Raw genomic sequence first — 18,536 nt, 5'->3', positions numbered from 1 at the left:
ATGCAATTACAACTCCAGTATTTTCTGTTACTAGGTGCGGCCTTGTTTTGTATTGGCATTTACGGCTTGATTACTAGCCGAAATGCAGTCCGGGTGCTGATGTCAATTGAGCTGATGCTCAATGCTGTTAATATCAATTTGATGGGATTTTCTAATTTCCTAGACCCGGTACATATTAAGGGTCAGGTATTTACAGTGTTTGTGCTAACTGTAGCTGCTGCTGAGGCGGCGGTAGGTTTGGCAATTGTGCTGACTATTTACCGTAACCGCGATACTGTTGACATGGAAGAGTTTAATCTCTTGAAATGGTAACTATTAACAGTTAACGGTTAACTGTTAACCGTTAACTGTTAATAGTTAACCGTTTTTAGTTCTCGTAATTTCTAAGGTAATTTTGCCACCAAAGTCGGGTATGGGGGCGGCGGGTTTTGATAAATTAATTTTGACTTTTTCCACTAAAGAAGACTGCTGTAATATTTCTTGGGCAATTGCATCTGCTAGGCGTTCTATTAAGGCAAATTTAGAGGTTTTAACTAGCTGCTTAACAGTGGCTATGGTGGTGCGATAGTCGAGAGTATCTTCGATTTTGTCGCTGTTTCCTGGTTTAGATAAGTCCAGCCAGAGAGTAACATCAACGTCAAACCATTGACCTAAGACTTGTTCTTCTGGTAGGTAGCCAGTATATCCGTAGCAGCGAATTCCAGTGAGTTGAATTGAGTCCATTTCTTTATTTTATGATGATGGATGATATAAAGCAATATTGGAACGAACAGGAGTTAGGGTGAGCGAACTACAAGCTGATTTTGATGGGGCTTGGAAACAGGCGCTAGATATCTATTTTGAAGCATTTTTGGCATTTTTTTTCGCCGAAGTTCATGGATTAATTGATTGGAGCATTCCGCCTCAATCTCTAGAACAAGAATTGCAACAGATTGTTGGGGAGGGGGACTCAGGAAAGCGTTTTGCTGATAAGTTGTTTCAGGTGTGGCTGCGAGATGGGGAAGAAGCATGGGTGTTGATTCATGTGGAGGTGCAGAGCCAAGTTAAGTCTGACTTTGCTAAGCGGATGTATCAATATAATTACAGGACTTTTGACCGTTATGAGCGTTCAGCGATCAGTTTAGCAGTGTTGGGGGATGAGCAGGCATCTTGGCGACCATCTAGTTACGGCTATGCTTTGGGTGGTTGTCGGGTGAGTCTGGAGTTTCCGATTGCGAAACTGTTAGATTATGAAAGTCAATGGCAGAGCTTAGAGAGTAGTAGAAATCCTTTCGCTGTGATGGTGATGGCTCATTTGAAGACGCAGGTGACGCGGGGTTTACCGCAAGAGAGGAAATTGTGGAAGTGGAGTTTGGTGAGGAGTTTATTTGACAGAGGTTATAGTAGAGATGAGGTGGTCGATTTGTTCCGTTTTATTGATAGAATGATGAGGTTGCCAGTAGAGTTAGAACAGCAATTTAAAAATGATTTGAGGCGTTATCAGGAGGATAGATCGATGCGTTTTTTGAGTCAAATTGAAGAGATGGCAATGGAAGAGGGTGCTGAGCGAGGCGCATTGCAAAATGCTCGTGAGTCTGTGCTTGAAATCTTAGAAGCTCGGTTTGAAATTGTGCCTTTAGAGGTGAGGCAAGCTGTTAATATGATAGCTGATATGTCTGTGTTGCGCCGTTTGCTAAGGGAAGCGATCGCGATTCCTTCTATATTGGATTTTCAGGAGTTGCTTGCGGTGGGTGAGGGTGAGAGTTAGGGGGTGAGTAGGCGCGATCGCTCTCAAGCGATCGCATCACGGCACTTTTGATTGTAGAGAGCATCATACATTACGAAAAGTCAAATCTTATTCTATTGACTTTAGGCAATGTTAACTTTCCCATTGATAAATGACTTGTAACGAATTATCATTACCAAAATAGAAGACAGAATCAAGACCACAGCGTGACGTAAAGGTAAAATGTTCAGGCAAATCCGCAAAGATTGAATTGCTGAGCTTAAACTCGAAAACCTCAACTTTTCCATACTGACTGAGCCATATTATTATCTCCTCTTTTGTCCAGCCTTGAAGATGTGGCCTCAATGCTTTCACCTGCGAACGTAGGTCAATTACAACAAATTCCACGATGCCGCAAATTATTAAGATAAAATATTGATATTATAAGTATAGCAATCGCCAAAACGATTAGGACACTCGCTCATGGCTGAAAATTGATTATATTCCCTCTTTTTTCCCTTCTTTCCCTAGCCCCTAGCCCCTAGCCTCTAACCCCTAGCTATAACTTACAATCGATCATGCCTGTCTTGTCTCCTGAATTACAACAAAGATTAGCAACACCTCTAAAAATCGGCTCTTTTGAAGTCAAAAGCCGCGTTTTACAATCGCCATTATCGGGCGTTACAGACTTAGTATTTCGTCGCTTAGTACGTCGCTACGCACCAGAATCGATGATGTACACCGAGATGGTAAATGCGACTGGACTGCATTACGTTAAGCAACTGCCAAGAATTATGGAAGTTGACCCTAATGAACGCCCGATTAGCATTCAATTATTTGATTGTCGGCCCGATTTTTTGGCAGCGGCGGCGGTGATGGCTGAAAAAGAAGGAGCAGATACAATTGATATTAATATGGGCTGTCCTGTTAACAAAATTACTAAAAATGGTGGCGGTTCTTCTTTGCTGCGAGATCCAGAAAATGCAGAGGCAATTGTGCGTTCAGTTGTTAAAGCTGTGAACGTACCTGTTACTGTTAAAACTCGCATTGGTTGGTCAGATAAAGAAATTACTATTTTAGAATTTGCCAAGCGAATGCAGGATGCAGGCGCACAGATGATTACTGTACACGGTCGCACTCGCGCTCAAGGTTATAACGGCCCGGCAAAATGGGAATGGATTCGCCGCGTTAAGGAAATTCTTTCGATTCCAGTGATTGCTAATGGAGATATTTTTTCTGTTGAAGCGGCCGTCAATTGTTTAGCAGAAACGGGCGCGGATGGTGTGATGTGTTCGCGAGGAACTTTGGGTTATCCATTTTTAGTAGGAGAAATTGATTATTTCTTAAAAACTGGAATGGAAAAGATATTACCGACACCAATTGAGCGCTTGGAATGTGCTAAGGAACATTTGCGGGCGTTGTGGGAATATAAGGGCGAGAGCGGTATTCGTCAAGCACGTAAGCATCTAACATGGTATGCTAAGGGCTTCGCTAATGCTGGCGAATTGCGCGGTCAATTGGCAATTGTTGAAACAGTTGAAGAAGGTTGCGAGAAGATCGATCGGGCAATTCAACAGTTGTGATTTTGTTACGTAATGCCGCCTTCGAGGTGGTAACTAAACCGCCCAGAGGGAGGTGTTACGTAATTTGCGGGTAATTCCCTAAACAATTATATTTTGAGGTAAGGATGGATACATTAAAAGGGCGGGATTTATTAAGTCTGGCAGACTTAAGTTTTGAAGAATTAAACTATCTGCTGGATCTGGCAGCAAACCTGAAGTCGGGAATGTTAAAGTTACAGCGAAATAAGGTTTTGGGGCTGGTTTTTTCTAAGGCTTCTACTCGAACGCGGGTGAGTTTTTCGGTGGCAATGTATCAACTGGGAGGTCAAGTTATTGACTTAAATCCGAATGTGACGCAAGTAAGTCGTGGGGAACCTTTGGTCGATACGGCGCGGGTTTTAGATAGATATCTCGATATTGTGGCAATCAGAACTTTTGAACATAAGGATTTAGAAACTTTTGCTGATTACGCTAAGATTCCTGTGATTAATGCACTGACTGATTTGGAACATCCTTGTCAAGTTTTAGCGGATTTGATGACAGTTAAGGAGTGTTTTGGTAGTTTTGAAGGGCTGACTTTGGCGTATTTTGGGGATGGCAATAATATGGCTAATTCTCTGCTGTTGGGATGTGCAATGGTAGGTATGAATGTCAGAATTGCTACTCCTAGCGATTATCAGCCAGATGCGGGAATTGTGAAGCAAGCAAAGGCGATCGCTAAGGGGAAAACGGAAGTGATGATTACTACGGATGCGGCAACTGCGATGCAGGGTGTGCAAGTGGTTTATACTGATGTTTGGGCAAGTATGGGCCAGGAAGAGGAAGCGAGAATGCGGATTCCCGTTTTTCAGCCTTATCAGGTGAATGAAAAGTTGATGGAGTTGGCGGATAAGGATGCGATCGTACTGCATTGTTTGCCAGCACATCGGGATGAGGAAATTACGGATGCGGTGATCGAAGGTGCGCGATCGCGTGTTTGGGATGAGGCAGAAAATCGGATGCACGCTCAAAAAGCTTTGTTAGCTACTCTTTTAGGCAGTGATTAGTTAACGGTTAACGGTTAACTGTTAACTGTTAACCGTTAACTTGGTTTTAATCTTAATAATTACCAATTACCAATTACCAATTACCAATTACCCATTAGTATCTTGTATCCGATTAACTAATTCATAAAATGGCTGCCAATTATCGTCAGTCGCAATAGATTCCCAAACTTCCTCAATGATGATTCTAAGTAAAGATTGTTCGGGGTTATAACGCCGCAACCGCAAGCGTATTTCCTCCATATCCGCAGGCGATAAAGTCTGCAAAAGATGATGGTAAAGCTGCCGCCAAGGTGCGATAATTTCTGCGGGTTCAACGTCCTTAAAAATTAGACTGCTATCCTCACGCCAATCTTGAGAAAACTGTTTTCTCAATTCTAAAAAGAAATCGTGATAGCCTACCTGAGTCTCACTCAATAGTTTAATCGTCAGTTGCAACAATTCTTCGGCTTCGGAATCTGGCAACCGATCGAAACCCAATCTATTTAGCATTAATTGCTGATAACTAGCATTATAGTATTCACCAAATTTTGCCAGTGCAGCCTGCATATCTTTTTGGTCAATTACAGCAGCTAGCGGTTGTTGAAGCCTCTCTAAATTCAAATGGCAAATAAATGGTTGATTGCCGTAGGAGTAAAGTCCCGAATAGTCAAAATAAGCCGCTGTAAACTGAGGTTTATATGTGGGGATAAACCCATAGGGCCCATAGTCAAAACTTTCTCCAGTAATCGACATATTATCAGTATTTAGCACTCCATGACAAAATCCTGCTGCCATCCACTGAGCAACTAATTCCGCTACTCGCTTCACTAATTCTGCGTAAAATAGTGCATATTGCTCTGATTCTGGGACTGGCATTCTGCCTGTCTGAAAATGTAATTCAGGGTAATAGTATTGAATAACGTGATCTAGAAGCTTTTTGATTAAATCATTCCGTCTCAAAAAATACAATCTTTCAAAGGTTCCAAAGCGGATATGAGACTGACTAAAACGTACCATTACTGATGAACGAGTGGGAGAAGGTTCATCGCCTCGCCACAGTGAATCGCCAGTTTCAACCATGCTCAAACATCGGGAAGTACGGACACCCAATCGATGCAAAGCTTCAGCGGCTAAAACTTCTCTAACTCCTCCTTTAAGAGTGAGTCTACCATCAGCAGTACGGGAGTAAGGAGTGCGGCCAGAACCTTTAGTACCGAAGTCATAAAGTTTGCCATCAATGCCACGAACTTGACCGTATAGAAAACCTCTACCATCGCCTAAATAAGGGTTATATTCGTTGAATTGATAGCCATGATAGCAGAGTGCGAGGAAGGGGCGGACGCAGTGAAATTTGCCAAAGGCTGTGGTAAAATCTTCGTCAGTTACTTGTTTGGGATCTAGTCCTAATATCGGCAATAATTGGTCATTGCGGAAGCGGAGGATATGCAGAGGAAAGTCAGCGGCGGTGACTTCATCAAAATAATCACTACCTAAAGATTCTATGGCAGTTTCGTAATTGAGAGTGAGGAAGGGATTTGACATTGCTATTTTCCGGTAAATCAGATAAGCTGTTGAGCATTTAAACGATATTACATTATACTTCCGCTCTTATGGCGGATGAAACCCCAACACAATAAGCTCAATCAATGGAATTAGTAAACTTCATCGTGAGTTCCAAGATCGATTAGTAACACTTTGCTGTCAGAGAGAAATTTGAAGACAAGCCGATGCTTCTTTCGCCACTTTTTCAATATTCGTAAGAACGGCTCATCCGAAATAAGGTCAATCATTGCTTGAATCCCTCATCAAATCTTCAACAGTAACAGCACGAACATTACCCAATCTATAATTCTCCTCAGCTTCTTTAGCTCTTGAGGCTATTTGATTTCTTCTCAATTCGATCGTTCTTTTGGTAAGAATTTCAGCAATATAAGACTGTTCCTCAAGATCGAGGTCAGATATGGCTTGCAAAATATCGTTTACCTGAGTTGATGTTTTCATGGCTTTGCTCGATCGCTTAACTCAACGTTTACCTCTATTATCGCATCTTTTCCTGTACTTCCTCCAGTGGCAAATCTAGAACTTGGGCAATTTGCTCTGCTGTTAAACCAACTTTTACCAATTGCCGTATCGTTTCTTGTTTGGCTAATCTTAGTGAAGTTTCAATATTGTTATTCTTGCCGTTCACAGGTATAGGATTTTCTGTAATTATTGAATCCAAATTTTTCAATTCTGATTTATTTTATCAACACAGGAAGCGATCGCTCTTATCGATCGGTCAAATAACACTCGTAGGCGATCGCTTCTTTCTACAAATCGTTAAAAAGGGCTAGTAATAACTGGTTCCAAAGTGGCTATTAATTTGAGATTATATTCAGCCTCAAAAGCAGGTTTCTTATAATCTATACTCCAGAGTTCTAAAGCACAATCATCATCTAATTCGGCTGGTACTAGCCGCAAGTGTAATTCTCGAACTTCTGGGTGATATTCGCATTTTATCTCGGAGATTGCGCCAATTTGCCGCCGATCTAATGCCACTGCTAACCGCAATAGAGGATGCAATTGATTCACTAATTCTCGATATTTTTTAGGCAAGGAGTGATAATTATCATGTTTCTTTTTCGGATTGTTTTTGCGGTGGTAACGAGCTAAATTTGCCACAATTTCAATCTCAGTTTCAGTGTAACCTAATAACTCACCATTGCGAATTAAATAGTAAGAATGCTTATGATGTGCTGAATGGCTGACATACAAACCGCAGTTGTGTAAAATCGCAGCAGCCCAAAGCAATTCTCTTTCTTCTGTTCCCCAATTGTGGAGAATCCCTTGAGTTTGGTCAAACAAATTTAGTGCATAAGCTGCAACTCGTTCGCTGTATTCAGAATTAACATCATATTTCTGGGCCATTTGCATAATGCTACGCTGACGGATTGAACTTTGAAATCGCAAGCGATTGTCAATCAAACCATGCGCTAGCATCCAATCAACAATTACCCCCTCTCGGAGAGAGCGATCGCAAACAGTCAACGACTCCACCCCCAGTAAAGCCATCGCTTCCTGTAAAATCACCGCTCCTGCTAAAATAATATCGGAACGCCTGTCAGACATCCCAGGAATTGCCAGTCTTTCCGAGTTAGAAAGCTTGCGAAAGCGAGTAACTAAATCCCGCAAATCTTTGAGGCTTAACTGATAGCCAGCCAAGGGATTAGGGACTATCCCCAATTTCTCACGAGCGTTAATAATTGCTAGAGTTTCAATAGTACCAGAAGTGCCAACTAAACGCGGCAACTCATCAACATCCAAATTAGCTAATAAATCATCAATCGGTCGTTCTAACATTACCCGAATATAAGCTTGCAAATACGCAAACTCATCTCGATTAATCGGGTCAGTTTTAACCAATTCTCCGGTTAAGCGAACAGCACCTACTTTGGTACTGCTGAGAGAACGAGGTTCTAGAGAATCACCTAAAATTAACTCCGTAGATCCTCCCCCAATATCAATAATAATATGGGGCTGATTGTTGAATTCCATCGCCGACAACACGCCTAGATAAATTCTCCGCGCTTCTTCTTGACCGGAAATTAAATTAACATTGAGGTCTAATTGATCGCCAATTCGCTTGAGAAAATCGCGACCATTTGGAGCTTCTCGCACCGCACTCGTAGCTACAGCAATTACTTGTTCAGCATTAAAGGTTTTAGCAATATCTTGGAAGCGTCGTAAAGTTGCGATTCCTTTTTCCATTACCTCTCGTTTTAAGTTGCCAGTTTTGGGGTCACAATCCCCCAATCTGACACTTTCTTTCTCTCTAGCAATAATTGTAAAGGCAGGCAGCGCTACATCAATACGAACTACCACCATGTGAAAAGAGTTTGTACCCATATCCAGGGCGGCAAGAATGCGGTTTTGCTCCGCAGAAGGATTAGGCATCCTCACTAAAGGAACTGAACTAACCATTGGAATTTATGGAAGATAACACATCTATTTATTATCCCACGAATTTTGTTAGGTCGTAGCCTAAATAAAAGTAAATATTTTGTACAATTACAATATGGCTGTAGCGATCTCTAGGTCATTAAAAATGTAAGATTAAAAATCCTCTTGTGCTATGCTACTTTTAATTTTTTAATTTTTAATTTTTAATTTTTAATTTTTAGTTGTGGTACTGGTATCTTGCCCCTTCTCAACCTTGGTGTAAAAATCAGATCAAATCAAAATTAACAATTCAAAATGATTGCATCCGAGCCTAAATCCGAACCCAAATTGCTTACTATTATGCGGCTGCTGAGATGGGATAAACCAGCAGGACGGCTAATTTTAATGATTCCTGCCCTTTGGGCCGTTTTTTTAGCCGGACGCGGCACTCCCCCTGCACCCTTAGTAGGCGTAATTGTGCTAGGTACTTTAGCCACTAGCGCCGCTGGATGCGTCGTTAACGACCTCTGGGATCGCGATATCGATCCCGAAGTAGAAAGGACGCGATCGCGCCCCCTCGCCTCCCGCGCCCTCACAATCCAAACAGGTATCGGAGTCGCCTTAATTTCCTTTATTTGCGCCGCCGTTCTTGCACTTTATCTTAATCCTCTCAGTTTTTGGCTGAGTGCAGCAGCCGTCCCGATCATTATCTGTTATCCATTAGCAAAAAGAGTCTTTCCCATCCCCCAATTAGTATTATCTATTGCCTGGGGCTTTGCAGTATTAATTAGCTGGAGTGCGTTAGTTTCCCGTTTAGAAATACCCACCGGCTTTTTATGGGGAGCAACTGTATTTTGGACATTAGGATTTGATACAGTTTACGCCATGAGCGATCGAGAAGATGACCAACGTCTGGGAGTTAATTCCAGTGCCATATTCTTTGGAGATAACAGCGCCAACGCCGTTGGTATCTTCTTTCTTTTGACCGTTGTTTTGTTAGCAGCAACAGGCATAAATATGCAATTGCATCTTGGCTTCTGGCTGGGAATTGGTTTCGCCGCCATTTTATGGATATTACAGTATAATCAACTGCGCCAAAAAGATTTACCGAAACCAGTTTACGGCGCGATCTTTCGTCAAAATGTTTGGATTGGCTTCATTCTACTTGCTGGGATGATTAGCGGAGCAATTTTTTGATTTTAGTTGGTTGGGTGCGTAAATCCTATTAAGGCCAACCTTTTGGCTCCTTAGAAAAATCTTTCGACCTTACTTCCTGAACTTCTCGCACTTGAAAAACTAATTGAAAAGGCCTTTTCATTTCCTTCTGAATAAATTGTTCTACTAAATCTACTTGCTTAGAAGTTAAAGGTTTATTTGCCCGCACAATCAAGCGGACAAGAGGAGGCTTCGCAGTCCAGTCTACCTCAGTTTTGATCAACTCTACCTGCTGACCAACTGTCACCGTCCGGCTGACTAAAAGAGTTTTAAGAGTTGCTTGTAACTGAGCTTGTCTAATCAGTTGTACGAAACTAATTCCTAAAGGAATAACCAGCACAGCAGTCAAAGCAAAAGCATAAGCAAGCGCTCGTTTAGTTTTCCCTTTTTTTGCATATCCAGCCCAGATAAAGACTAGCATACAAGCTAAAACAATCCCCAAAAGATTAGTTAAATACAGTAAAAAAGCTCCCCAGCTAAACTGCCAATATCCCTGAGAAAGACTTAAACCAATAACGCAAAGAGGAGGCATAAGAGCAACCGCGATCGCAGTTCCCGCCATCGCATCTCCCACTTTCGGTCGCGTTTTTGCAAAACCACTCATCCCACCAGCAACCACCGCAATACCTAAATCAATTAAATTAGGTTGAGTGCGAGCTAGAACTTCCGAACCAAATTCCGGCAAATCAACAATAATACCCAAAAAACAAGACAGCAGAATTCCTACACCAGTCGCCACAATTAGCGAGATTAAACTGTGGCGAAATAACCGAGCATTTCCCTGTAAAGCTCCAAAGGCCAACCCCCGTAGTGGCATCATCAAAGGAGCAATAATCATCGCCCCAATGATCGCAGCCGTACTGTTGCTTAGCAAACCAAAACTAGCAATTAGACAAGCGCTAACAGTCAAAACCATATAATTGAGGTTAAGATGAGAATCTTCTAGCAAAGAGTCCCGAATCTGTTCAATTTCTTCTAAGGAAACTTTATTCATATATGAGAAAAATTATTATTGGAGTTATGGGGCCTGGTAATAACCCCACCTCAACTGATTTGGATAATGCCTATCAACTGGGAAAGCTCATTGCTCAAGCAGGATGGGTGCTGCTAACAGGGGGTTGGAATAGCGGCGTTATGGATGCTGCAAATCAAGGAGCAAAAGCAGCAAACGGTCTAACTGTTGGTATCCTTCCCAATAACAATACTAATTATACCTCTGAAGCTGTAGACATTGCCATTGTGACTGATATTGGCAGCGCTCGCAATAATATCAACGTTCTCTCTTCTGATGTAATTATTGCCTGTGGTATGGGTGCGGGTACTGCTTCCGAAATTGCCCTAGCGATCAAAGCCAATAAAAAAGTTATATTGTTAAACAGTGACGAATCAAGTAAAGTTTTTTTCCGTAATTTGTCACCAGTGAATGTTTTTGTGGTAAATACTGTTATAGATGCTATTGAGCAAACTCGTCAAATCTTATTAACTGAAAGATGAAATTCAACAAATTGCCTTTATGTTTGAGTGGTATTTTAATTAGTTTGGCAGCTTTTACCACTGCATCAGCTAAAGTAGGTGCAGAAGGATTTCCTAGCGCGATCGCAAAGGAAATTTCCCGTGACACAAGACCATCTGGTGAACAAGAAGCACCCCCGATTACTACTAATTCTGGGCCCGATGAAATGGCATTAGCCGCTCACTTGCAAAGCCTAAAAGTTAAAATGTATGGTGCTTATTGGTGTCCTTACTGCCACGCACAGGAGGAGCTTTTTGGCAAAGAAGCATTTGCTACGATTGAATATATTGAGTGCGATCCCAAGGGGAAAAATGCTCAGCCAAATCTATGCCGAGACGCTAATATTACAGGATATCCAACTTGGGAGATTAATGGTCAATTTTATAGGGGTATGCAATTTTTAGATGAACTGGCTAACGCATCTGGATATCGAGGGAGTCGTAATTTTAAGAACACATTCTCCGATCCCGAAAAATCTAAGTAAGAATAGCAAATATATCAAGACTTACGTAAAACTTCGTAACGCTACCATCTTGGCGGTAAAAAAACCAAAGATGGCGGCGTTACAGATAGTTTTGCGTAAATCCTTCCTATATTTTACGCCTGTGCTGGATAAACTTGACCTCGCATTTCCCCATAGAATGAGTGATCCTCTGTATGGACGTTAAAGTAAAGTGCGCCGCGTCTTGCTAGTGATTCTATACCAGCAACAGTATTGACTTGACCGGGAAGGCCAAGTTCAACTGGACAACCTTCGGGTAGACGAGGAACATTATCAGGAGGTTGTGCTAAATCCTCCACCGATTGAGGCAAACCTGGCACACCTTCAGATAAATTAGTAGGTAAACTCGGAGTATTTCCAGGAATTTGTGCAGTAGGTTGAACTGATTCAGGCAAACCTGGCACACCTTCAGATAAATTAGTAGGTAAACTCGGAGTATTGCCAGGAATTTGTGCAGTAGGTTGAACTGATTCAGGCAAACCTGGCACACCTTCAGATAAATTAGTAGGTAAACTCGGAGTATTGCCAGGAATTTGTGCAGTAGGTTTAACCGATTCAGGTAAACCTTCATCATGAGTGTGAGGGACACCTAAATGAGCAGCTTGACGAGTACTATTCTCAGAAATTTGTCCCGTAAATTGGCTTGATTGACTAACCAAACCTTCATCAGGAATGCGAGGTACACCGTCAGGTAACTCAGGTGGAGAATCTACTAAAGTAATATTTTCATTCGTAACCAAGGCAGAAAATTTATTATCTACAACCGTCCGATCGAAAACTCCGAATTGTCCCAAATCAACAACAATAGGCCCAAGTACACCAGGAGGGCCGCAGTGGATATGAAATCCAACAATTTCTGAAGGATCGACACCAGACATTTGAACGTCAACCTGAAGAGAACTCAGATTTTGAGGGAAACTAAGACTACCATATCCTTTAGCATCTGATACAATCGCTTCTCCTGGCTCTTGTTGAGGGCTAAGGAATGCTTCATACTTAGTAAAAGAGCGTTCTCCGAAAGGATCGGGAGTGCCTTCAGAAGTGCCTGTAATAAAGTCTGCGGCGGTTAAGTCGCTAGCTGCAATACCACTAATTACAAATAGCGATTGATTGGCAATCTTATCAGTAACTAATACTTGACCTGAATTCGTGGTTGTAATGGCGAGATCGTTAAAAGTTAAAGAGGGATTCAGTTGGATAAAGTCAACACCGTTTTCAAAGTCCGTAATTAGATCGATCCCTTCAGACTTAGCTATCACAAAAATATCACTACCATCTCCTCCAGTTAATGTATCGTTTCCAGCTCCCCCTGTAAGAATATCATCTCCTAAGTCTCCTAATAAAATATCGTTACCGATATCGCCATTAAGGATATCGCTAGCTTTACCACCGATGAGCGTATCATTGTTTTGACCACCCGAAAGCGTGTCAGATGCTTGATTTCCGCAGAGTAAATCATTGCCAGCATTACCCAATAAGATATCATTGCCTCCTAACCCGATAATCGTATCATTTCCTGCCATGCCGTAATAAGTGCGACTCTCTTCGTTATTAGTTACCCAGTCGTCACCTCCCAACAGCATAATAATGTCCCTTCCTGGAGAATTAGAAAGTAAACTAATCTGGTTAGCAGGTAGTTGATTGAAGAAGAATATATCATTGCCTTCAGTCGCTTGAGCGATATCAGAAGGCATTCCTAAGTCAATTGCTGATAAGTCCATATCGCGTTAACCTGGGTGTTAATTTATTTCAACATAAAATTTATAACTTACTGGTTTCTAGTTCCGCTAGTCAAATTGCGAAAGATTTGTTTCGCAAAATGTCTGAAGGCTTTTTTCCAAAATGCTGCTGGAAGTATTTTGTAAAGCGACCCGGATTATAAAAACCATATTCAAAAGCAATTTCTGTGATTGTTTTGTTACTTTCCATTAACTCAAGACGAGCGGCTTCAAGTCGGATATTTCGTAGGAATTGACTGGGAGAAACACCGTAATGACGAGCAAAAGCAATTTGCAGAGAGCGACTGCTACAATTCATTGCAGCGCAAATCTGTGCAATTGTAAGGTCTTTTTTCATATTTGCGCGAATGTATTCAGCCGCCTCTCGCACACGAGCGATTCCTGTCTCGGATACTTTGATATTTTGGTTATCTGAATTACCGTAAGATGTACCTTGTACTAAAGTTGAGAAAATAGCGATTTCTAGATTTTCAATTACTATTGGATGTCCGTTAGTTTCAATTAAATTCCAGAGTGTCATTACCATTTGATACAATGAATGACCATAAAGAGTTGTACTATCAATAACTTGCATAACTTTGGGAATAGCGGGGGAATTGTCAAGATATTTGCTTAATTCAGTTAAAAATCTAGCTTCATCTATATAAATTGATATCGCACTATATTTGGATGAGTGCCGCAGACGGATTACCTCGATTCCCGGCTGATTCATTACCAGATGTTTCTGATTAACTAGGAGTTCTTTAGAGCCAACTTTTAAGATATGATCCCCATCCGTAAATGTGAATACGATTTTGCCGGGAAAGGTATATCCTGCGGTATATGTACTACCAGCTTCCCAAACAACATTAAGAATCTCGAAGTTCTTTAATTTCGCAAGTCGCCATTGAATTTTGTAATCTTTTGAATGGGGGATATGTTTAGTAATAGTTGGTACTTGCTTAATATATATTTCTGGATCTTTGATCTCAATATTTAGATCCCATCCCATAATAAGATTCTCCTAAAATCAATTTCAATAATTATATAGTAACCGCCAAGGCGGTTAGGGGCTAGGGGCTAGGGGCTAGGGGCTAGGGAAAGAAAGGGAAGAAGGGAAGAGGGAAAGAGGGGAAGAGAGTTAATGGTTTGGGCCATGAACGAGTGTCCTAACGCTAACTGACGAAAGCGGTTGAAGATTTACGCAAAACTATCAGTAACGTCGCTTTCCAAGCGCGGTAAACGAACCACCAAGATGGCGGCCGTACTGAGTTCGTTCGTAAGTCCCCTCAAGTTAACTTACCAACAACTAACAACTAATAAAATAATCTTCAACAATTTTCAAAATTCGTTGCGCCGCCATCCCATCCCCAAAGGGATTAATTGCCATAGCCATAGCATTGTAGGCCTCCAGATCGCTCAGTAACTTTGCTGCTGCTGCCACAATTGTATTAGAATTAGTACCCACAAGTTTAGCAGTTCCAGCCTCAATTGCTTCTGGTCTTTCCGTAGTTTCTCGCAATACCAAAACAGGCTTACCTAAACTTGGGGCTTCCTCCTGCAATCCACCAGAATCAGTGAGGATTAAATAACAACGCTGAATCGCTCCTACCAGTTCTGCATAATCCAAAGGTTCCGTTAAGAAAACTCTCGGATGCTCGCCTAAAAAAGCTTGTAAAGGTTCGCGGACAACTGGATTGCGATGCAAAGGCAAAAGTAATGCTGTATCGGGAAATTTATCTAAAATTTCGATCAAGGCTTGGGCAATTCCTGCCAGTGGTTCGCCCCAATTTTCTCGACGGTGAACAGTGGCTAAAATTGTCCGATACTGACTCCAATCTAAATTAGGAATATTGCACTCAGGCTGTCGTTTTGCGACGGAAAGCAAAGCATCAATTACAGTATTTCCTGTATGGTGAATTGCACCAACAACTCCCGATTTTTTGAGATTTTCTACAGCTAATACGGTAGGAGCAAAGTGTAGCTGAGTTAGCTGTGAAATTAGGCGGCGGTTGGCTTCCTCTGGGTAAGGATTGAATAAATCATCAGTACGCAATCCAGCCTCTACGTGACCTACAGGAATTTTTTGGTAAAATGCAGCTAGGGCAGCAGCAAACGCAGTGGTTGTATCACCTTGTACCAATACTATTTCTGGCTGCAACTCTTTAAATAATGCTTCTAGGCCTTGTAAACTTCGACAAGTAATGTCTGTCAAAGTTTGCTGATGCTGCATGATCGCTAAATCGCGATCGCCCTTAAAGTCGAATAGCTGCATCACTTGCTCAACCATTTCGCGGTGCTGACCAGTTAAAATTACCTGAGTCTCAAAGGACGGCGAATTTTTGAACAGTTGGATCGCTGGGGCGAGTTTAATCGCCTCTGGGCGGGTTCCCAAGGTGATGCAGACTCGGTGGATAGCTTTTGTGCGCTGAATAGGGGATTTCGGCATTAAAATCAGGTTATTGAGATTCTCCTCGCGCCTAAAGGCTGAGGAGTAGAGACTTCAGAATAAATAATAGAAAGATTTTTGCCTGTCTACCAGGAGGAATTATTTTAATGGAATTTTTGATAACTATTTTTTCCTTCTTCAATTCTAGTCCTCCTCCGCCTCCTCGCACAGAGCCATCATTTTTTTCGCTGACTATTATCCCCTATTCCCTACTTGTCTTGGGCGAGGGTGCGATCGCGACTACCCTAGTTTATTTTGCCTGGAAGCGGCGAAATCTTCCCTACAACTGGATTGTCTTGATGTTAGCAGCCTTCAGTAGTGCTGGCTGTACGAGCCACCTGTTGGCAATCTCCCGACTTTATGATTCCACCAATTGGCTACCAACGATCGGTGCTGCTTTTACCTTGGTACTTTCCCTAGCAGCAGCTTATGCGATCGCCACAACCACTCGCCTCCAGCAAGAAACTCTCAATCCGCCAGTGGCAAACGCGATGCCTGCGGCTGGCTTCGCCTTTAACCCAGAAAGACAGAATACCAGCGATCGTCAGATATCAAAGCCAACTGAGGAAGACAGTTTAGGAGAAAATTCTAGGGGCGAGTCGATCGACGAGGGATTATCCCACTCACAGAATATCCTTACAAACCCATATCTCGATCCTACCCCCACAAATTTAGCACCCAACCTCAGCATCAACAGCGAGTCAGCCGCCTCCATCATTGAAAAATTAGAAGCTCAAATCGCCAGCAACGCCTCAGTAGAAGAAGCCCTATTAACTTCCCAAATCCGTCTGGTGGGAATTCTCGACCTTGCCCAAGATGCCATTATCTCCGTAGGCAAAAACCAACAAATTCAACTCTTTAACCGAGGTGCAGAACAAATTTTCGGCTATACCGCCAGCGAAGTCTTAGGACAATCTCTAAATCTGCTATTTCCCGAACAGAGCTTAAAAAATAGCACAAAGCAGACCTTACTACCCCTTGAGGCTGCCCAAAACACCAAAGGAAACCGGACTGAAATTACAGCCAGACGCAAAGATGGCTGCGAATTCCCCGCTGAAGCCTCCATTTCCCAACTGGAATTAAAAAACGAATCAGTATTTACCCTAATTTTGCGAGATATCAGCGATCGCAAACGCGCAGAACAGAAACTCGGCATCCAAGCCCGCGCCTCAGCCGCCATCGCTCAACTCGGTCAGCGAGCCCTAGCTGGGATTCCCATTCCCCACCTCATGAATGAAACTGTCACCCTCACCGCCATTACCCTGCAAGTAGAGTATTGTCAAATCTGGGAATATCAGCCACAAACTCAGACTTTACTGTTGCAGGCAGGGTTTGGCTGGCCCCAGAATCTAATCGGTGTAGCGATCGCCTCATCTAACGACAATTCCCAATTTGCCTTTACTTTAAGCTCTGGCGAACCAGTAATTGTTGAAGATCTCACCCTAGAAACTCCTTTTACTGACAGCGTACAGCTATTAGAAAACACCACCCTACGGGCCTGTACCAGCGTCCAAATCCCAGGCGTTGATCGACCCTTCGGCGTTTTAGTCACCCATTCCACCAAAACACGCACCTTCACCCCAGATGACGTTCACTTTCTGCAAGCTACCGCCAACGTCTTAGCCAGTGCCAAGATCGGATTTGCCGCCCAAGAAGCCCTACACCAACAATTTCAGCGCAGCTTACTACTGGGGAAAATTACCAGAGAAATTCGTCAAAGCTTAGATGCCAAACAAATTTTTCAGACAGCAGCCACCCAGATTGGTCATGCCTTTGGCGTTAGCCGCTGTATTATTAGCGTTTACGCGATCGCACCCCATCCTCATCTACACCGCGTGGCCGAATATCTAGAGCCGGGATATCAATCCTTACTGGATATAGAAATTCCCGTTACAGGCAACCTCCACGCCCAGAAAGTGCTGGCTCAAGACCAAGCGATCGCCTCCTTTGATATCACCGTTGACCCCCTGCTACAAGACAAGCTGATTCCCTACGAACAATTGCAAGTAAAATCCATGTTGGCAATCCGCACCTCCTACCAAGGTGAACCCAACGGTGCGATCGGCTTGCATCAGTGCGATCGCCAACGCCAATGGACTATAGGCGAAATAGAATTGCTCGAAGCTGTCGCCGCACAAGTCGGAATTGCCCTAGCTCAAGCTCAGTTACTAGAACAAGAAAAACAAGCCCGTAAAAAACTCGCCGCCCAAAATAAAGCCTTAGAACAAGCCAGACTCGCCGCAGAATTAGCCAACCGCGCCAAAAGCGAATTTCTCGCCACCATGAGTCACGAAATTCGCACTCCCATGAATGCCGTCATCGGTATGACTGACTTATTGCTGGAAACCCCCTTAAATCCCGACCAGCAAGACTGTGCCGAAACAGTCCGCAGCAGCAGTCAAGCTTTACTCACAATTATTAACGACATCCTTGACTTTTCCAAAATTGAGTCTGGCAAACTTGACTTAGAAAAAGAACCTTTTGAGTTACAAGGTTGTATCGAGAGCGCTATGGATCTCGTCACATCCAAAGCTACAGAAAAACAGTTAGAAATAGGTTATTTGATAGATCCAGAAATACCTAAGATAGTTGTGGGAGATGTTACGAGGCTACGACAAATCTTAGTCAATTTACTTAGTAATGCGGTTAAATTTACTCATCATGGTGGAGTGATAGTGTCAGTACAGAAGGGGCATTCACAATTAGTTGCCGATCGCTCGCCCGCAGAGGCAGAAGCAACCTATGAAATACTTTTCGCGATCGCAGACACAGGCATCGGCATTCCTGCTGACAGGATGGATCGCTTGTTTAAACCCTTCAGCCAAGTTGATTCCTCCACTACCAGACAGTACGGCGGGACAGGACTAGGACTCGCCATCAGCCAGCGCTTATGCGAACTTATGGATGGAAGAATTTGGGTTGAGAGCAA

Annotated in this window: 17 protein-coding genes; 8 read left to right on the top strand and 9 right to left on the bottom strand. The window is 42.7% G+C overall.

Annotated features, from left to right (window positions below; genetic code table 11):
- Nucleotides 1-312, top strand: coding sequence for an NADH-quinone oxidoreductase subunit NuoK (gene nuoK / locus OSCI_RS03500; protein ID WP_007353473.1), 312 nt, complete (start codon nt 1-3; stop codon nt 310-312).
- Nucleotides 313-357: 45 nt separating this feature from the next.
- Here nuoK and folB read toward each other — a convergent pair whose 3' ends face one another.
- Nucleotides 358-723: a dihydroneopterin aldolase gene (folB, locus tag OSCI_RS03495; RefSeq protein ID WP_007353472.1), complete on the bottom strand. Its 366-nt coding sequence runs from the start codon at nt 721-723 to the stop codon at nt 358-360.
- Between the two features lie 58 nt (nt 724-781).
- Here folB and OSCI_RS03490 point away from each other — a divergent pair, with 58 nt between their 5' ends.
- From OSCI_RS03490 to argF, 3 genes are all read left to right on the top strand, one after another.
- Nucleotides 782-1,747, top strand: a complete 966-nt coding sequence (locus OSCI_RS03490) for an Rpn family recombination-promoting nuclease/putative transposase (RefSeq protein WP_007353471.1) — start codon at nt 782-784, stop codon at nt 1,745-1,747.
- Between the two features lie 536 nt (nt 1,748-2,283).
- Nucleotides 2,284-3,288 carry a tRNA dihydrouridine synthase DusB gene (gene dusB / locus OSCI_RS03480; protein ID WP_007353470.1) on the top strand — a complete coding sequence of 335 codons (1,005 nt, stop codon included), beginning with the start codon at nt 2,284-2,286 and terminating at the stop codon, nt 3,286-3,288.
- A 104-nt stretch (nt 3,289-3,392) separates the two neighbouring features.
- Nucleotides 3,393-4,313, top strand: a complete 921-nt coding sequence (gene argF / locus OSCI_RS03475; RefSeq protein ID WP_007353469.1) for an ornithine carbamoyltransferase — start codon at nt 3,393-3,395, stop codon at nt 4,311-4,313.
- Between the two features lie 87 nt (nt 4,314-4,400).
- On the opposite strand, the gene OSCI_RS03470 is transcribed toward argF, so the two are convergent.
- The 4 genes from OSCI_RS03470 to OSCI_RS03455 all read right to left on the bottom strand — a co-directional run bounded on the left by OSCI_RS03470 (nt 4,401) and on the right by OSCI_RS03455 (nt 8,252).
- Nucleotides 4,401-5,834, bottom strand: a complete 1,434-nt coding sequence (locus OSCI_RS03470) for a protein adenylyltransferase SelO (RefSeq protein WP_007353468.1) — start codon at nt 5,832-5,834, stop codon at nt 4,401-4,403.
- Between the two features lie 240 nt (nt 5,835-6,074).
- Complete coding sequence (locus OSCI_RS03465; protein WP_007353467.1) at nt 6,075-6,293, bottom strand: hypothetical protein; 219 nt, start codon at nt 6,291-6,293, stop codon at nt 6,075-6,077.
- Nucleotides 6,294-6,330: 37 nt separating this feature from the next.
- Nucleotides 6,331-6,513: a hypothetical protein gene (locus tag OSCI_RS03460; protein ID WP_148288899.1), complete on the bottom strand. Its 183-nt coding sequence runs from the start codon at nt 6,511-6,513 to the stop codon at nt 6,331-6,333.
- A 98-nt stretch (nt 6,514-6,611) separates the two neighbouring features.
- Nucleotides 6,612-8,252, bottom strand: a complete 1,641-nt coding sequence (locus OSCI_RS03455; RefSeq protein WP_019487532.1) for a Ppx/GppA phosphatase family protein — start codon at nt 8,250-8,252, stop codon at nt 6,612-6,614.
- 273 nt (nt 8,253-8,525) lie between these two features.
- Between OSCI_RS03455 and OSCI_RS03450 the strand changes: the two genes are divergently transcribed.
- Nucleotides 8,526-9,407: a 4-hydroxybenzoate solanesyltransferase gene (locus tag OSCI_RS03450; RefSeq protein ID WP_007353464.1), complete on the top strand. Its 882-nt coding sequence runs from the start codon at nt 8,526-8,528 to the stop codon at nt 9,405-9,407.
- A 28-nt stretch (nt 9,408-9,435) separates the two neighbouring features.
- Here the strand turns inward: OSCI_RS03450 and OSCI_RS03445 are convergent, their stop codons facing one another.
- Nucleotides 9,436-10,419: a DUF389 domain-containing protein gene (locus OSCI_RS03445; protein WP_007353463.1), complete on the bottom strand. Its 984-nt coding sequence runs from the start codon at nt 10,417-10,419 to the stop codon at nt 9,436-9,438.
- 2 nt (nt 10,420-10,421) lie between these two features.
- Between OSCI_RS03445 and OSCI_RS03440 the strand changes: the two genes are divergently transcribed.
- Together OSCI_RS03440 and OSCI_RS03435 are read left to right on the top strand one after the other, a co-directional pair.
- A complete protein-coding gene (locus tag OSCI_RS03440; protein WP_007353462.1) occupies nt 10,422-10,919 on the top strand; it encodes a TIGR00725 family protein in 498 nt (165 codons plus the stop codon).
- Complete coding sequence (locus tag OSCI_RS03435) at nt 10,916-11,422, top strand: glutaredoxin family protein (protein ID WP_007353461.1); 507 nt, start codon at nt 10,916-10,918, stop codon at nt 11,420-11,422. Before OSCI_RS03440 ends, OSCI_RS03435 begins: the two co-directional genes overlap by 4 nt.
- 113 nt (nt 11,423-11,535) lie before the next feature.
- Here OSCI_RS03435 and OSCI_RS03430 read toward each other — a convergent pair whose 3' ends face one another.
- From OSCI_RS03430 to wecB, 3 genes are all read right to left on the bottom strand, one after another.
- Nucleotides 11,536-13,161 (bottom strand): CHRD domain-containing protein, encoded by a 1,626-nt coding sequence (locus OSCI_RS03430; protein WP_007353460.1) that lies wholly within the window; start codon nt 13,159-13,161, stop codon nt 11,536-11,538.
- A 70-nt stretch (nt 13,162-13,231) separates the two neighbouring features.
- Nucleotides 13,232-14,170 (bottom strand): helix-turn-helix transcriptional regulator, encoded by a 939-nt coding sequence (locus tag OSCI_RS03425; RefSeq protein WP_007353459.1) that lies wholly within the window; start codon nt 14,168-14,170, stop codon nt 13,232-13,234.
- A gap of 297 nt (nt 14,171-14,467) precedes the next feature.
- Nucleotides 14,468-15,607: a non-hydrolyzing UDP-N-acetylglucosamine 2-epimerase gene (gene wecB / locus OSCI_RS03420; protein ID WP_007353458.1), complete on the bottom strand. Its 1,140-nt coding sequence runs from the start codon at nt 15,605-15,607 to the stop codon at nt 14,468-14,470.
- A 107-nt stretch (nt 15,608-15,714) separates the two neighbouring features.
- On the opposite strand from wecB, the gene OSCI_RS27810 reads away from it, so the two are divergent.
- On the top strand, nt 15,715-18,536 hold a 2,822-nt coding region (locus tag OSCI_RS27810), incomplete at its 3' end, for a GAF domain-containing protein (RefSeq protein WP_157135543.1).

Origin of the sequence: Kamptonema sp. PCC 6506, from assembly GCF_000180455.1 — a bacterium.
Lineage (GTDB): Bacteria > Cyanobacteriota > Cyanobacteriia > Cyanobacteriales > Microcoleaceae > Kamptonema > Kamptonema formosum.
Note: the sequence above shows the minus strand (reverse complement) of the source record. Positions and strands in the feature narration are given on the sequence as shown.

Excerpts from the sequence above, each read along its gene's own strand:
- nuoK (WP_007353473.1), top strand. The coding sequence starts at position 1 with ATGCAATTACAACTCCAGTATTTTCTGTTACTAGGTGCGGCCTTGTTT.
- folB (WP_007353472.1), bottom strand. The coding sequence starts at position 723 with ATGGACTCAATTCAACTCACTGGAATTCGCTGCTACGGATATACTGGC.
- dusB (WP_007353470.1), top strand. The coding sequence starts at position 2,284 with ATGCCTGTCTTGTCTCCTGAATTACAACAAAGATTAGCAACACCTCTA.
- argF (WP_007353469.1), top strand. The coding sequence starts at position 3,393 with ATGGATACATTAAAAGGGCGGGATTTATTAAGTCTGGCAGACTTAAGT.
- OSCI_RS03470 (WP_007353468.1), bottom strand. The coding sequence starts at position 5,834 with ATGTCAAATCCCTTCCTCACTCTCAATTACGAAACTGCCATAGAATCT.
- OSCI_RS03465 (WP_007353467.1), bottom strand. The coding sequence starts at position 6,293 with ATGAAAACATCAACTCAGGTAAACGATATTTTGCAAGCCATATCTGAC.
- OSCI_RS03455 (WP_019487532.1), bottom strand. The coding sequence starts at position 8,252 with ATGGTTAGTTCAGTTCCTTTAGTGAGGATGCCTAATCCTTCTGCGGAG.
- OSCI_RS03450 (WP_007353464.1), top strand. The coding sequence starts at position 8,526 with ATGATTGCATCCGAGCCTAAATCCGAACCCAAATTGCTTACTATTATG.
- OSCI_RS03445 (WP_007353463.1), bottom strand. The coding sequence starts at position 10,419 with ATGAATAAAGTTTCCTTAGAAGAAATTGAACAGATTCGGGACTCTTTG.
- OSCI_RS03440 (WP_007353462.1), top strand. The coding sequence starts at position 10,422 with ATGAGAAAAATTATTATTGGAGTTATGGGGCCTGGTAATAACCCCACC.
- OSCI_RS03435 (WP_007353461.1), top strand. The coding sequence starts at position 10,916 with ATGAAATTCAACAAATTGCCTTTATGTTTGAGTGGTATTTTAATTAGT.
- OSCI_RS03430 (WP_007353460.1), bottom strand. The coding sequence starts at position 13,161 with ATGGACTTATCAGCAATTGACTTAGGAATGCCTTCTGATATCGCTCAA.
- OSCI_RS03425 (WP_007353459.1), bottom strand. The coding sequence starts at position 14,170 with ATGGGATGGGATCTAAATATTGAGATCAAAGATCCAGAAATATATATT.
- wecB (WP_007353458.1), bottom strand. The coding sequence starts at position 15,607 with ATGCCGAAATCCCCTATTCAGCGCACAAAAGCTATCCACCGAGTCTGC.